Annotated in this window: 14 protein-coding genes; 12 read left to right on the top strand and 2 right to left on the bottom strand. The window is 65.0% G+C overall.

The window, feature by feature from the left end; genetic code table 11:
- The first annotated feature begins 23 nt into the window (after positions 1-23).
- The 6 genes from hisE (at position 24) to RAD10_RS00650 (ending at position 5338) form a co-directional block, all read left to right on the top strand.
- Positions 24-428: a phosphoribosyl-ATP diphosphatase gene (gene hisE / locus RAD10_RS00675; RefSeq protein ID WP_091955803.1), complete on the top strand. Its 405-nt coding sequence runs from the start codon at positions 24-26 to the stop codon at positions 426-428.
- A gap of 145 nt (positions 429-573) precedes the next feature.
- Positions 574-1176 (top strand): YqaA family protein, encoded by a 603-nt coding sequence (locus RAD10_RS00670; RefSeq protein ID WP_201760106.1) that lies wholly within the window; start codon positions 574-576, stop codon positions 1174-1176.
- Positions 1177-1223: 47 nt separating this feature from the next.
- Entirely contained in the window at positions 1224-1760 is a 537-nt protein-coding gene (locus tag RAD10_RS00665; RefSeq protein WP_461615921.1) for a hypothetical protein, read from the top strand.
- Positions 1761-1790: 30 nt separating this feature from the next.
- Positions 1791-3191, top strand: a complete 1401-nt coding sequence (locus RAD10_RS00660) for an aspartate ammonia-lyase (RefSeq protein WP_461615920.1) — start codon at positions 1791-1793, stop codon at positions 3189-3191.
- A gap of 265 nt (positions 3192-3456) precedes the next feature.
- Complete coding sequence (locus RAD10_RS00655; RefSeq protein ID WP_461615919.1) at positions 3457-4425, top strand: NAD(P)H-dependent flavin oxidoreductase; 969 nt, start codon at positions 3457-3459, stop codon at positions 4423-4425.
- 139 nt (positions 4426-4564) lie between these two features.
- Positions 4565-5338: a thioesterase family protein gene (locus tag RAD10_RS00650; protein ID WP_461615918.1), complete on the top strand. Its 774-nt coding sequence runs from the start codon at positions 4565-4567 to the stop codon at positions 5336-5338.
- A 343-nt stretch (positions 5339-5681) separates the two neighbouring features.
- Here RAD10_RS00650 and RAD10_RS00645 read toward each other — a convergent pair whose 3' ends face one another.
- On the bottom strand, positions 5682-7244 hold the full coding sequence (locus RAD10_RS00645) for an AMP-binding protein (RefSeq protein WP_461615917.1): 1563 nt from the start codon (positions 7242-7244) through the stop codon (positions 5682-5684).
- 124 nt (positions 7245-7368) lie between these two features.
- Here RAD10_RS00645 and RAD10_RS00640 point away from each other — a divergent pair, with 124 nt between their 5' ends.
- The 4 genes from RAD10_RS00640 to RAD10_RS00625 all read left to right on the top strand — a co-directional run bounded on the left by RAD10_RS00640 (position 7369) and on the right by RAD10_RS00625 (position 10400).
- Entirely contained in the window at positions 7369-8334 is a 966-nt protein-coding gene (locus tag RAD10_RS00640; RefSeq protein ID WP_461615916.1) for an NAD(P)H-dependent flavin oxidoreductase, read from the top strand.
- Positions 8335-8477: 143 nt separating this feature from the next.
- Entirely contained in the window at positions 8478-8726 is a 249-nt protein-coding gene (locus RAD10_RS00635; protein ID WP_461615915.1) for a hypothetical protein, read from the top strand.
- A gap of 132 nt (positions 8727-8858) precedes the next feature.
- Positions 8859-9575, top strand: a complete 717-nt coding sequence (locus RAD10_RS00630; protein WP_018321331.1) for a hypothetical protein — start codon at positions 8859-8861, stop codon at positions 9573-9575.
- Positions 9576-9662: 87 nt separating this feature from the next.
- A complete protein-coding gene (locus RAD10_RS00625) occupies positions 9663-10400 on the top strand; it encodes a hypothetical protein (RefSeq protein WP_461615914.1) in 738 nt (245 codons plus the stop codon).
- Between the two features lie 47 nt (positions 10401-10447).
- On the opposite strand, the gene RAD10_RS00620 is transcribed toward RAD10_RS00625, so the two are convergent.
- The gene (locus RAD10_RS00620; RefSeq protein WP_461615913.1) at positions 10448-12019 is read right to left on the bottom strand and encodes a winged helix-turn-helix domain-containing tetratricopeptide repeat protein; all 1572 of its coding nucleotides are present in this window, start codon (positions 12017-12019) and stop codon (positions 10448-10450) included.
- 561 nt (positions 12020-12580) lie between these two features.
- On the opposite strand from RAD10_RS00620, the gene pcaB reads away from it, so the two are divergent.
- The gene (gene pcaB / locus RAD10_RS00615; RefSeq protein ID WP_461615912.1) at positions 12581-13942 is read left to right on the top strand and encodes a 3-carboxy-cis,cis-muconate cycloisomerase; all 1362 of its coding nucleotides are present in this window, start codon (positions 12581-12583) and stop codon (positions 13940-13942) included.
- A gap of 113 nt (positions 13943-14055) precedes the next feature.
- Positions 14056-15312 (top strand): aminopeptidase, encoded by a 1257-nt coding sequence (locus tag RAD10_RS00610; RefSeq protein ID WP_461615911.1) that lies wholly within the window; start codon positions 14056-14058, stop codon positions 15310-15312.
- Positions 15313-15365 lie beyond the last annotated feature (53 nt).

Here is a 15365-nt window from a genome sequence, read left to right as displayed (position 1 = left end):
TGTTTAGAGTAGTTTTGAGTACCATGAGTGATTCGCTTGAGCGGCTATATCTGGCTGTGCTCGCGGCCAGGGATCTTGATCCGGCAACATCGCGTACGGCCCGGCTGTTTCAGCGCGGGCCCTCGAAAATGGCAAAGAAGCTCGCCGAAGAGGCCATCGAGGTCGTGATCGATGCCGTCAACGGCGATACTGACGCCGTGATCCGGGAAAGCGCCGATCTCTTGTACAATCTCACCGTGCTCTGGGCCTCTGCGGGCGTGCGCCCCGAGGACGTCTGGCGCGAGATGACGCGGCGGGAAGACATGCTCGGCATCGCCGAGAAGCTGCCGAAATCGCCGATGAAGCTGCCCAAGGTCGCGTCACCGCGCGTGGCTGCCAGGCGGCCAATTGTCGCGCTCGAGGGGCGTGCCGCGCGCAAGCGCCACTAAAGCGCGATGGGATCAAGGTGAATGGTTCATCGCGCTTTAGCTTCTTGTTTGAGCATGATCTTTCCGGAAAACCGCCGCACACTTTTCCGGATCATGCTCGAAACGTCATAATTCGCCTCAATCTCGGCATGGACAAATCCGTCCTATGGTGCTTCATCGCGGCGCCATGCTGAAACGTATTTACGACTGGTGCATCGACGCCGCTCACAAGCCCTACGCGCTCTGGATCATGGGAGCGGTCTCTTTCGCCGAAAGCTCCTTCTTTCCGGTGCCGCCGGATGTGATGCTGATCCCGATGTCGCTGGCGCGCCCGCAGCGCGCCTGGCTCTACGCGACCGTCTGCACCATCACCTCTGTACTCGGCGGCATCCTGGGCTACGCCATCGGCGCGCTGCTGTTCGACTCGGTCGGTCATTGGCTGATCCAGGTCTACGGCCTCGGCGACAAGGTCGATGCCTTCCGTGCCTCCTATGCGGAGTGGGGCGCGGTGATCATCCTGCTCAAGGGTTTGACGCCGATCCCCTACAAGCTCGTCACCATCACCTCGGGCTTTGCCGGCTACAACATCTTGTTGTTCACCATCTGCTCGATCGTCGCGCGCGGCGGACGCTTCTTCATCGTCGCCATCCTGCTCAACCGCTATGGCGACTGGATCCGGGTCCAGATCGAGAAGCATCTCGGTCTCGTGGTGGCGGTCGGTGCCGCCGTGCTGGTGCTCGGCTTCGTGGTGGCGATCAAGTTGATCTAGATCCACAGCGCTTTGCCGCCGGGCCGGGTTCGGCTACGGTTGCCGTCATGATGGTTCGATCCGGCAATCCGGCCTTGCGGCTCGGGACGCTGATATCAGCAGTGCTGCTGGTCCTGTTCGGTGCCGCCGGGACCGGATGGCCGCAATCCGCTCCGCCGGCGCTTGGCTTGCAGGAACAGGGGCCGCAGGCCGCGCCTCAGCCGTCGACGCCCGCTCCATCGGCGCCGCCGGCAGCGGAAAATCCCGGGCTGATCAATGAAATGGGCAAGCTGTTCGACAAGCTGCCCTCGATCCTGCCGCCGATCAAAAGCCCGAGCGAGACCATGAACGATCTGTCGCGGCTGGCAAAGCCCTCGACCATGGTGTCGGGCCGGGTGGCCTGTCCGGCCTCGTCCAACGGCGCGCCCGATTGCAAGCAGGCCGCCGACCAGCTCTGCCAGAGCAAGGGTTACAAGGACGGCAAGAGCCTGAATGCCGACTCCGCGGAAAAATGCTCGGCCAAGGTCCTGATTCCCGGCAGGGCTCGCAAGCCGGACGACTGCCGCACCGATACTTTCGTGACCAGCGCGCTGTGCCAGAACTAAAGGACGTCGCGCGAGCAACAAGGAGCGCCCATGAGCCGTACGGAGCAGGACTTCCTCGGACAGCGTGAGATCGCCGACGACATCTATTACGGCGTCCAGACCATCCGGGGTAAGGAGAACTTCCACATCACCGGCGTTCCGATGAACCAGGAGCCTTACTTCGTGAAGGCGCTCGGTTACGTCAAGAAGGCAGCCGCCATGGCCAATCGCGATCTCGGCGCGATCGAGGCCAAGGTCGCGGACGCGATCATCCTCGGCTGTGACCGCGTGATCGCCGGCGACATGATGGACCAGTTCGTCACCGACTTCATCCAGGGCGGCGCCGGCACCTCCACCAACATGAACGCCAACGAGGTGATCGCGAACCTCGCGCTGGAATCGCTCGGCTTCGGCAAGGGCGACTATCAGCACGTCAGCCCGAACGATCACGTCAATTACGGCCAGTCGACCAACGACACCTATCCGACCGCCTTTCGTCTCGCGCTGATCCTGCGGCTCGAGAGCTACATGACCGCGCTGCGTCAGCTCCAGGAAGCTTTCTTCGCCAAGGGTCGCGAGTTCGACCGTGTGCTGAAGATGGGCCGCACACATCTGCAGGATGCCGTGCCGATGTCGCTCGGGGCCGAATTCCGGGGCTGGGGCACCACGATCGGCGAGGAGGTCGACCGCATCTCGGAAGCGCGTGCGCTGCTGCGCGAGATCAATCTCGGCGCCACCGCGATCGGAACCTCCGTCACGGCTGCGGTCGGCTATCCCAAGCTCGCGGTCCGGCACCTCAGCGCGCTGACCGGCGTCGACTTCATCCTCGCCGGCGACCTCGTCGAGGCGACTTCGGACACCGGCGCCTATGTGCAGCTCTCGGGCGTGTTGAAGCGCACCGCGAGCAAGCTGACCAAGATCTGCAACGACATCCGCCTGCTCGCCTCCGGACCGCGTGCCGGCTTCAACGAGATCAACCTGCCGCAGTTGCAGCCGGGCTCCTCGATCATGCCGGGCAAGGTCAATCCCGTGATCCCCGAGGTCGTCAACCAGACCAGCTTCCTCGTCATCGGGCTCGACACCACGGTGACGCTGGCCGCGTCAGCGGGCCAGCTCCAGCTCAACGTGATGGAGCCGGTGATCTCGTTCGCGCTGTTCTTCTCGATCCGCACCATGGAGCGCGCGGTCAACAGCCTGCGCGAGAATTGCGTCGTCGGCATCACCGCCAACGAGGAGCACACCCGCAACATGGTGCTCAACTCGCTCGGCATCGTCACGGTGCTGAAGCCGCTGCTCGGCTACAAGCAATGCGCCGAGATCGCGCGCGAAGGCTACAAGAGCGGCAAGTCGCTGCACCAGATCGTGGTGACCGAGCGCAAGCTGCTGACGCAGGAGAAGTGGGACGAGATGTTCTCGTTCGAGCGGCTGATCAATCCGGATATGATCGGGTAGGAGCAGCTCTCGCCTCTCGTCATTCCGGGGCGCGCGGAAGCGCGAACCCGGAATCCATTCGACCATTCGCGCTGACGCCCGATGGATTCCGGGTTCGCGCCAAGAGGCGCGCCCCGGAATGACGGAGAGGCGAATTCCGCTGCTTGGAAATTGCTGCCCAGGCATCCGCTCCGGCGACAAAACGCAATACTTGACAGTGGAAAGATTGCCTTGTTGGTATGGCGGTCAACCTTCCATTGACTTGCCAACAGAGGATCGTCCCGCAATGTCCATGCCTGCCTTGTTCAAAGGACGCCTGTCGATCCCCGTGATCGGCTCGCCGCTCTTCATCATCTCGGTGCCCGATCTCGTGATCGCGCAGTGCAAGGCGGGTGTGGTCGGCTCGTTTCCGTCGCTGAACGCGCGGCCGCCGGAGCTGCTCGACGAATGGCTGGCGCGCATCACCGAGGAGCTCGCGGCCTATGACCGCGCCCATCCCGACAAGCCCTCGGCGCCGTTCGCGGTCAACCAGATCGTGCACAAGTCAAACAACCGGCTCGATCACGACATGCAGCTCTGCGCCAAGTACAAGGTGCCGATGATCATCTCCTCGCTCGGCGCACGCGAGGAACTGAACCAGGCCGTGCACGGCTGGGGCGGCATCGTCTTCCACGACGTGATCAACCAGAAATTCGCCCACAAGGCGATCGAGAAGGGCGCGGATGGCCTGATCCTGGTCGCGGCCGGCGCCGGCGGCCATGCCGGCACCATTTCGCCGCTGGCCTTCGTCGCCGAGACGCGAAAATGGTTCGACGGCCCGATCGCGCTGTCGGGGGCGATCGGCAACGGCAAGGCAATCCGCGCCGCGCGCATCTTGGGGGCCGACTTCGCCTATATTGGCTCGGCCTTCATCGCGACCAAGGAAGCCAATGCGGTGGAGAAGTACAAGGAGATGATCGCGGGATCGACCGCCGACGACATCGTCTATTCCAACCTCTTCACCGGCGTGCACGGCAATTATCTGAAACCCTCCATCCTCGCCGCCGGCATGGATCCGGAAAATCTGCCGACCTCCGATCCGTCCAAGATGAATTTCGGCACCGACGCTTCCGGCGAGCGCGCCAAGCCGAAGGCCTGGAAGGAAATCTGGGGCTCGGGCCAGGGCATCGGCAGCGTCGAGGGCATCCTGCCCGCCGCCGAATTGATCGCGCGCTTCAAGAAGGAATACGACGAGGCGATCGATCCGCCGTTGTAGTTCTCTCTCGGACGCGCCGCAGCGTGCAACGCTGCTGCGCAGAGCCGGGACCCATTGCAACGCATGGACCCCGGCTCTGCTGCGCACCGCTACGCGCTGCGCAGCGTCCGGGGAACGCCAGCCGAGAGACCGAGCCAATATGCCCCCCATCTACCGCGTCGACGGCAACAGCGTCGTCACCAGTCCGGATGCCGCCGGTCCCTGGGACCGGCGCATGCAGCACGGCTCGGCGCCGGCGTCGCTGGTGACATGGGCGGCCGAACGCATTCCGACGCCTGCTCCGATGGACATCGCGCGCGTCACCATCGATCTGATGCGGCCCGTTCCGGTCGCGCCGCTGACGATCGCGACCGAGGTCTTGCGCGAGGGCCGCAAGATCCAGCTCTGCGAAATCAAGCTGCTCGCCGACGGCGTGCAGGTCGTCGGCGCCACCGTGCTCAAGATCAGGCGCCAAGCGCTGTCGTTGCCCGACGACGTCAAGGCGCTGCCGGTGACGCTGCCCATGCCGGAGGACTCGCTGGTCGAGGATGGTCACGCCGCCACCAGCCCGTTCGTGCGTTCGGTCTCGATGCGCGCCGCGCGCGGCCGCTTCGGCCAGGCCGGCGCCGGCGCGATCTGGTTTCGCGTCGACCATCCGCTGATTGCCGGCGAAGCAATCTCGCAGGCCATGCGTGCCGTGGTCGCCGCCGATTTCTCCAACGGCACCGCCTCGACCCTCGACTTCCGTGCCTGGACCTACATCAACGCCGACCTCACCGTGAATTTTTCGCGCCAGCCCGTCGGCGATTGGATTCTGCTCGACGGCGACTCCTGGATCGGCCCCGACGGCGCGGGGCTCGCAATGTCGCGGCTGGCGGATAGGCAAGGCTATTTCGGCCGCGCGGTGCAGAGCCTAGTGATCGAGAAGCGGTAAGCGTGACGGCCCTTGCAGCGGTTGCTCTGTGAGCCGATTGAACGGGCAGGCTTCCGCCGCCGCGGAAGGGATGCTTGGTCGTGTGCGACGAGGCATCCTGCCAGTTCACATTCCGTAGAAGATCTTGATCTCCCACAGCACCACGACGATAGCCGTGATCAAGGTGACCGCGGCGACTGCACTTTCCAGGGAAGCGACTCTCATTTCTTACTCCGCTTCCCAGCCCCGTCAGCGGTCTAGTTGATTCCCTGATTCGCCTGCAATCGGGCGGCCATCGCCGGCGCATACTCCGTTGCTCGTTGTGGTGCCGGGGCCACAATCACACCGTAAAATCCCGGGGTATTTACCCCACCATTCGGTCCCGCCCGCTCCAGAACCCCGCACGCAATACCTTCTTGTCGACCTTGCCGACGCCGGTCATCGGCAATTGCTTGACGAACTGGATCTGCTTCGGGGCATGCGCCGAGCCTTTTCGCGTCTTCACGAGGTTGATCAACTCGTCCGGATCGGGCCTTGCGCCCTCGCGCGGCACGACGATGGCGGTGACGGCCTCGCCCCATTTCTCGTCGGGAATGCCGACGACCGCGACCATGGCGACGTCGGCGTGCTGCGACAGCACGTCCTCGACCTCGCGCGGGAAGATGTTGAAGCCGCCGGACACGATCATGTCCTTCTTGCGGTCGAGGATGAACATGTAGCCACGCTCGTCCTTGCGCGCGATGTCGCCGGTGTGGACCCAGCCGTTCTTCAGCGTCTCGGCGGTGATGTCGGGCCGCTTCCAGTATTCCGCCATCACGTGCGGGGCCCGCACGCAGATCTCGCCGGCCTCACCCGTCTTCACCTCCTGGTCGTTGTCGTCGAGGATTTTGACCTCGCAGGCCGCGATCGGGAAGCCGCAGGACAGGAACAGTTCCGGTGTCTTGAGATCATGGTCCGCCTTGCGCAGCACCGAGACGGGATAGCATTCGGTCTGCCCGTAAAGCTGCGAGAACACCGGCCCGATCCGCTCGATGCCCTCGACCAGCCGGCTCGGCGACATCGCCGACGCCCCGTAGAGCACCAGCTCGAGCGAGGACAGATCGGTCTTGCCGAGCGAGGGATGGTCGAGCAGGACGTAGATCATGGTCGGCACGAACAGCGTGAAGTTGATGCGCTCGCGCGCGATCGTGGTCAGCACGGCCTCGGGATCGAATCCCTTCAGCATGTGCACGGTGCCGCCGCGCATCAGGGTCGGCAGCACTTTCGTGCCCGCGACATGGCTGATCGGGGCGACCGTGAGATAGCGTGCAGCGTCGGGGATCTCGAAATCGGCGAGGATCGCGGCGGCTGCTCCGGCATTCTCGCGGTGATAGCGCAGCGCGCCTTTGGATTTTCCGGTGGTGCCACCGGTGTAGTTCAGCGTGGAGAGATCGTCGAGGCCGGCGAGGCACAGCGCGCTGGCGTGTCCCGCGCTCTCGATCGCCGCCAGCAGATCGACACCGTAACCGGCCGGCCCCGTCGTGAAGGTCGCCTTCAGCCGGCTCGCCCTCGCGGAAAGCTCGCCGCCACGGTCGCGGAAGGCGGCCGCGTCGACCACCAGCATCTCGGCCTCGGAATCCTCGAGCTGGAACAGCTGGTCCTCCAGCGATCCCAGCGGATGCAGCCAGGTGATGCAGAGCCGCGACAATTGCGCGGCAACGCCGGCGCACCAGCTGTCGGCGCGGTTCGCGGTGAGGAAGGCGACGCGCGCGCCCGCCTGCAGTCCAAGCCGCATGAACACGCCCTGGATGCGTCCGATCAGGTCGATCGTTCCCTGATAGCTCAGCGATCCCTCGGGCCATGCGAAAGCAGTGCGACCGGGATAGCGCGACAACGCCCGTAGCGTCTGCGCGCAAGTCGGGGACGATGCGTGGAGCGGATCGGACATATGTTTCCTCGTTGCTTTGTCACCGGCTTCTGGCGTGCCAATGTTGCCGGCGACGCTAGCACAGAGACTGCGGGAGGAAACGACAAAGCCCGCACCGGGAGGCAAGCGTGACGAGGAGATTTGCGTGCCATCAGATCGACTGCAACGCTTCGGCGATCGTCTCGCTCTGCCGCTGATCGCAGCGCCGATGTTCCTGGTATCGGGCGTCGAGCTCATGGTCGCGGCCTGCCGCAACGGCGTGATCGGCAGCTTCCCCACCGCGAATTGCCGCAGCACGGAGCAGCTCGATGAATGGCTCACCGAGATCGATACGCGGCTGCGGCAGCATCAGGATCAAACCGGCTGCAAGCCAGCACCGCTCTGCCCGAACCTGATCGTGCACCGCTCCAATGCACGGCTCGCGCAGGATCTTGCCGTGCTGCTGCGGCACAAGCCGGAGATCGTCATCACCTCGGTCGGCTCGCCCGAGCCCGTGTTGAAGCCGCTGCACGATGCCGGCGTGCTGGTGCTGGCGGACGTCGCTTCCATCCGCCATGCCGAACGCGCGGCGGAAGCAGGTGCCGATGGGCTCGTGCTGCTCACGGCGGGCGCGGGCGGGCAGACCGGCTGGCTCAATCCGTTCGCCTTCGTCCGCGCGGTGCGCGCATTCTACGACGGCGTCATCGTGCTCGCCGGCGGCATCAGCGACGGCCGTTCGCTGCACGCGGCCGAAGTGCTCGGCGGCGATCTCGCCTATATGGGAACGAAATTCATCGCGACCCGCGAGAGCATGGCGGACGAACGCTACAAGCGGATGCTGGTCGAGAGCTGCGCCGACGACATTTTGCTCACCACCGCGTTCACGGGGTTGCAGACCAGCATGCTGAGGCCGTCGATCGTGGCCGCCGGCCTCGATCCCGACGATCTCCCGGCACGCGGCGCGATCGACATCGCTGAGGACATCGACGTTGCCGCGCGCGAGAGCCGGCCAAAACGCTGGCGCGACATCTGGAGCGGCGGCCACTCGACCTCGGGGGTGACGGACGTGCCGGCGGTTGACGAATTGGTTGCGCGGACGCTCGCCGAATATCGTGCGGCGGGCGGGCCGTAGGGCGCAGCCCGTCAAGCCCGGCCACGACGGTGTGGATCACGGTTAATCCCGGGCTCCTCCGCTCCCCTTATTTAACGGCAGATTAACCAACGCCGGCCAAGAATCCCCTTACGGCCACCAACCAGGGCCGAGAGGGACAGGCGATGGACTTCGATTTTCTCAACAGCAAGACAGCGGCTTCGCTGGACGAAATCCGCGTCCGCGTCGCTCATGCGCTGGCGCGTCACCCGCTGTGCCGCAACGTCCGTTTCGACATCGTCAGCGTCCCCCGCACCCGCCGGGGCGGCAACTGGACGGTGACGCTGCAATCGGTCGAGCCGCGCGCGGTGTGGGAGGCCTCGGAGATCGTCTCCGACATCCAGGACGCCTACGACCTTTCGGCAGCTGCCTGATTTCCTTGAATTTTCCGGGCGATGTCGCCGCAGTCCGCGCGATTGCCGCCGCGATGGCACGGTTAAGCCTTAATTATCGCCCAGTTGTCGGGCAGTGATCACGTGGACTTGAAGTTGGGCGCGGAGAGACGTTTGTCCAAAGCCATCACCATCGTTGTGCTGACCTGTTTCCTCGTCCTGGGTGCCGCCACCACCGCCATTCTTGGCCGGGACAGCGTGCCCAGCGTCAGCGAAGAGATGATCGCGCAGACGCCTCCGGCCAAGCCGCTCGCCACCAACCGCGCCGCCAAGGCTGACCGTCTGGTTCCGACTCTGGCCCTGGCTTCGGCCGCAATCGAGCCGGTCCAGGTGCCGGCCGACAGGCTTTCGCGGGCGCCCGTACTGGCCGAGCCGCTGCGCCAGGCCTTTGCCGCCGCCACGCCATCCGATTTCCCGATGCCCAAGGCGTCGAGCCTGTCCGAAGCGCCCGCGGCGGCTGAAGTTCCTGCCGTCGAAGTTCCGGCCAAGCCGAAGGTCGTGGCCAAGCCGCAGCCGCAGAAACATTATACCCTGCTGTCCGACGCACAAATCTCCGGCATCAGGGATCGCCTGAAGCTGTCCTCGTCGCAGGAATATTACTGGCCTTCGGTCGAGACTGCGCTGCGCAACGTTGTCCGCAAGATCTCGGCCAACAAGCTCTCCAATCCGAACGCGCCACCCAGCGCGCAGATCGATCCGAATTGCGACGAGGTCCAGCAGTTGAAGTCGGCAGCCATGCCGCTGCTGTTCCAACTGCGTGACGATCAGAAGGAAGAAGTGCGCAAGCTCGCCCGCCTCATCGGGCTTGAAAAAGTCGCGCAGCAGATCTGACACGCGGGTTTCCTCCGGGAACCGCTCCTGCATCAGGAACATCTGGCAATCAACGTGCGTTGCTCGCCCCAAAGAGGGAGTGGATCAATGCGCGCCTCGACAGCCTATTTCGTCGGTGCCGGAACCATTATCGCGGCCATTGCCATCGGTCTTGGCGGGGGCATCGTCGCCGGCAACATCATGAACCCGGTCGCGTCCAAACAGGGCCCGGACACCAGCAAGATGGCGCAGCGCGCGGAGTCCGCGGGCGCGCCGGCACAGACGAGCGCGCCTTCGGAACGCGTCAATTATCTCACCGGCTCGCAAGCCTTCGGCGCAATGATCGCCGCGCCGGCGCAAGCCGAAGCGAAGCCGGAAGCTGTAAAGCCCGACACGCAGACCACTCAGGCGAATGCCGGACCGCCGGCGCCGCCGCCTTCGCAAGCGGCCGCGCTCGAGCCGCCCAAGGAACAGTCCAAGGAACAGTCCAAGGAACAGTCCAAGGAACAGTCGAGGCCAGCAATCGCATCGCCTCCGCAAGCCGCAAAGCCGGCTGAGCAGCAGGCATCGGCCGACCCGGCCTCTTCACCCGAGAACGCCTATGCCAAGGCGAGGGAGTCCGACGTGAAGCGCGCGGCGTCCGAGCGGCGCCGGATGGAGCGCCGCGAGCGTTGGGCCGAGCGCCGCCACTACTATGAGGGTCGCGAGCAACGAAGCCTGCGCGACCGCACCGATTGGGACGACGTCGCGCGCAACATCCGCGAGGATTCCGATGCGCACGATTACGCCGGCCGGCCGCGCGGTGGCTTCCCGCAGATCAGGCTGTTTGGGTCCGACGACGATTAGCGCCTTAGCTTGCGATCGCGGCTGCGATGGGAGAAGGCGCGCCGCCGTCACGTCAATCCGGCGCGCCGCAATCCTTCGAGATAATGCGCACGATCCTCGTCCCGCAGCATCGGCAGCTCGCGCGTGATCCAGGCGAGCGAGACCTCGGGCTGGGCGCGGCGTAGGCCCTCCAGGGCCGAGGCCGCCAGCACCGGATCTCCTGACATCCCGGCGGCGGCCGTCAGCACGCGGTGCGCGCCGACGAAATCGCCGCGCTGCCGCATCGACTCCCGCGCCATCTGCACAGCTCCGTCATAGTCACGGCCGACGAACCGGGCATAGGCCGCAACCCCGCAATAGATCGCTGCGAGCGGATCGCGCGGGCTCAGCCGCAGCGCGCGACGTGCGGCGGCGTCGCCCTCCTGCCATCGTCCGGCGTAGCACAGCGTCACGCCGTAAAAGGCGTGCGCCATCGCGAAGTTCGGGTTGAGCGTCAGCGCCAGCTCGAACTCCGCCAGCGCGTCGTCGAAGCGGCGGCGGAACAGATAGGTGTAGGCGAGACCGTGATGGGCCCAAGCGTCCTCGCGATCGGCCTCCACCGCCGCGAGCGCCGCGCGTTCGGCGATCGGCACCGTCGCGGCCATGTCGGCCCAGCCCATATGCGCGCCGAAGATATGGCTGGTCGCGAGCAGGCCCAGCGCCTTGCCATAGGTGGGATCGATCGCGACGGCCTTTTCGAGCAGTCCTTGCGCGGCGGCATTGTCCTCGCGCGTGCTGCGCCAGTAATGCGACAAGGCGCGCATCACGAGGTCCCAGGCATCGAGGCTCCCCGGCGGCTTCTGCTCGGCGCGAAAACTTTCGGCGGCATAGAGCTGCGGCTCGATTGCGGCGACGATCGCCTCGGTGATCTCGTCCTGCACGGCGAAGATGTCAGCGAGCTCGCGGTCGTAGCGCTCGGCCCAGAGATGGCTCCCGGTGGAGACGTCGTTGAGCTGGGCCGAGATGCGCAGGCGCTCGCCGCTCCGCCGCACGCTGCCTTCGACCACGTAGCGCACTCCGAGCTCCTGCGCGACCTCGCGGATGTGCACGGCGCGGCCCTTGTAGACGAAGGAGGAGTTGCGCGCGATGACGAAAAACCAGCGCAGCTTCGACAGCGCGGTGATGATGTCCTCGCTGATGCCGTCGGAGAAATAATCCTGCTCGGCCGCGCCGCTCATATTGGTGAAGGGCAGCACGGCGATCGCCGGCCGCTCGGGAAGCGCGAGTGCGGCGCGCTGCACCCGTGCGGCGTAACCGGGCTCCGGCGCGATCGCGCCACCCATCGTGCTACCTTTGGCCTCGACATCTCCGACGAAGCGAAAGCCCTTGCGGGCGATGGTGCGGATCAACGCCTGGCTCGCGCCACTGTCGCCGACGGCCTTGCGCGCCGCGTTGATCCGGCTGGTCAAGGTGGATTCGGAGACGCTGCGCCCGTGCCAGATCTTGTCGATCAACTCGTCCTTGCTGACCACCCGGTCGCGGTTCTGCATGAGGTGGACGACGAGATCGAAAACCTGCGGCTCCACGGCAACGGGAACCTGCTCGCGGCTCAGCTCGCGCCGGTCGGTATCGAGAAGGTGGTCCCGGAACAGAAACTGCACGTCGAAACTCAGGCCTCATTACGAATTGGGACAGCAAACGACAAAATGAAAATTTGGGTCGAAAACTGTGAGTCTGCCTAAGGGGCCGCCTGGTTCATCGCGATCGCGTGATGGCAGCCATGCCGTTTGCGGGTGGGCGGGTTGCCAAGGAGATCATCTTCGCTCATCCAACACCGTCATCCTGAGGCACCGGAGCGTGGCTGTAGCCCGGATGAGCGAAGCGACATCCGGGGTCGGTCGTCCCCGCATATCGCTTCGCTCATGCGGGCTACGCATACGTTCCCTCGTCATTGCGAGCCACCGGGCCGCGCAAAGCGCGGCCCGGTAACAGGCTCCGCGAAGCAATCCAGATTCTCCCGGCGGAGACAGCCTGGATTGGTTCGTCGCAAGGGCTCCTCGCAATACGGCGTTGAGACATTAGCGCAATGCTCCCCTATCGGAGTCCTGGCGAGCGAACCAGGACACCTTATGAATGTGCGACGAGCCGCGAATGTCCTTTGCCGGACCGCGTGCCCTGCGTAAGCTGTCGCCCACACAAACACCAACCACGAAGAAACGCCGATGCCCGCTTTTCCTGCCTCCACCACCGTGCTCGATTCCATGCTGTTCCGCGACGCCTTCGGTACGCCCGAGATGCGGGAGGTGTTCTCCGACGTCGCGCTGGTGGCTCGCTACGCCGAGGTCGAGGTGGCGCTGGCGAAGGCTGAGGCGAAGTGCGGCGTGATCCCGCAGGAGGCCGCCGATCAGATCGCGGCGCGGACCGACGTTGCCGCGCTCGATTTCGATCTGCTCAGGCAGGAGACCGACATCGTCGGCTATCCGATCCTCCCTTTGGTGCATCAGATGGTGAAGCAGTGCGGCGAGGCCGGCCGCTACGTGCATTGGGGTGCGACCACGCAGGACATCATGGACACCGCCGTGGTGTTGCAACTGCGCGCCGCGTTCGAGATCGTCGAGCACGACATCGCCGAACTCCGCCGCATCCTCGCCGATCTCTCGAAGCGATATCGCGATACGCCGATGGCCGGCCGCACCCATCTCCAGCAGGCGCTGCCGGTGACCTTCGGCTACAAGACCGCGATCTGGCTCGCGATGTTCGACCGCCATGCCGAGCGTCTGGCGCAACTGAAGCCGCGCGTGCTGGTCGGCCAGTTCGCCGGCGCCGCCGGCACGCTGGCCTCGCTCGGCGACAAGGGTTTTGCGGTGCAGGAGGCGCTCTGCGCGGAGCTGAAGCTCGGCATTCCCGTCTCGACCTGGCACGTCGCGCGCGACGGCTTTGCAGAAGCCGTGAACTTTCTCGCGCTCGCCACCGGCTCGCTCGGCAAGATCGCACTCGACATCATGATCATGGCCTCAACCGAGTTCGCCGAGGTCTACGAGCCCTTCGTCAAGGGACGCGGCGCCTCCTCGACCATGCCGCAGAAGCGCAACCCGATCTCGTCGGAGCTGATGCTGGCGGCGTCTAAGGCGGTGCGCCAGCACGCCGGCCTGATGCTCGATGCCATGGTGCAGGATTTCGAACGCGCCACGGGCCCCTGGCACGCCGAATGGATGGCGATTCCGGAGAGCTTCGTGCTGACCGCCGGCGCGCTGCACCAGGCGAAGTTCGCACTCGCAGGCCTCATCGTGGACGAGGCGAAGATGAACGACAATCTCGCCGTCAGCCGCGGCCTGATCGTGGCCGAAGCGGTCATGATGGGGCTCGCGCCGCAGCTCGGCCGGCAGGAGGCCCATGACGTGGTCTATGACGCCTGCCGTCAGGCCAACGAGAAGGGCATGAGCCTGGCCGATGCACTGTCCGTGGACTCCCGGATAGCGAGCCGCATCGATCGTGCCACAATCGAGGCGCTCACCTCACCGAAAAATTACCTCGGGCTCGCGCCCGCCATGGTTGACCGGGTGCTGAAATCGGCAACGCGTTGAAAACCAAAATGCGTGAAACTGCGTATCTTCCCCATGTCGCAAGGTGCTCGCGCACTTGCGTCCCGCGATGCTAGACTTAGATTGAACGAGAGACTTTCGGCAGAGGGCCCCGCATGACTGATCACCGCAATTCCGCCACTCCCATCGATCCCGTGAAGCTCGACCGGCTGGCCGAGGTGGCGGTGAAGGTGGGCCTGGGCTTGCGGCCGGGACAGGATCTGCTTCTGACGGCGCCCGCGATCGCGCTGCCGCTGGTGCGGCGGATTGCCGTGCATGCCTACAAGGCCGGCGCCGGCATCGTGACACCGATCCTGTCGGACGAGGAGATGACGCTGGCGCGCTATCGCCACGGCCACGACAACAGTTTCGATCGCGCCGCCGGCTGGCTCTACGAAGGCATGGCCAAGGCGTTCTCCGACAACACCGCGCGGCTCGCCATCGTCGGCGACAATCCGATGCTGTTGTCGGGTGAGGATCCTTCCAAGGTGGCGCGCGCCAGCAAGGCGAATTCGATGGCCTATCAGCCTGCGCTGGAAAAGATCGTCAATTTCGACACCAACTGGAACATCATCGCCTATCCGAGCCCGTCCTGGGCCAGGCAGGTATTCCCTGATGATCCCGAGGATGTCGCGATCGGCAAGCTCGCGGATGCGATCTTCGCGGCATCCCGTGTCGATCGCGAGGACGCGATGGGCAATTGGGCGAGCCACAATGCGGTGTTGCGCGAGCGTACCAACTGGCTCAACGGCCAGCGCTTCCGCGCGCTCCAGTACAACGGACCGGGGGTCGACCTCACCATCGGACTTGCCGACGGCCACGAATGGGAGGGCGGCGCTTCGCTCTCCAAGAACGGCATCAGCTGCAACGCCAACATCCCGACCGAAGAGGTCTTCACCACGCCGCATTGCCGCCGCGTCTACGGCCATGTCGTGAGCTCGAAGCCGCTGTCCTATCAGGGCACGCTGATCGACAACATCGCGGTGCGCTTCGAGGACGGCAAGATCGTCGATGCAAAGGCTTCGCGCGGCGCAGAGGTGCTGAACAAGGTGCTCGATACCGACGAGGGCGCCCGGCGCCTCGGCGAAGTGGCGCTGGTGCCGCATTCCTCGCCGATCTCGCAGAGCGGGCTGTTGTTCTACAACACGCTGTTCGACGAGAACGCAGCGTCACACATCGCGCTCGGCCAGTGCTATTCGAAGTGCTTCGTCAACGGCGCGCAGCTCACCCCGCAGCAGATCGCCGCGCAAGGCGGCAACCAGAGCCTGATCCATATCGACTGGATGATTGGCTCGGCCGAGACCGATATCGACGGCATCTTGCCCGATGGCAGCAAGGTACCGGTATTCCGCAAGGGCGAGTGGGCGAAGTAGCGCGTCTTGCGGCCATCCTTCGAGACGCCCGCCGCTGGCGGGCTCCTCAGGAT

The organism is Bradyrhizobium sp. 23AC (assembly GCF_054863025.1).
Note: the sequence above shows the minus strand (reverse complement) of the source record. Positions and strands in the feature narration are given on the sequence as shown.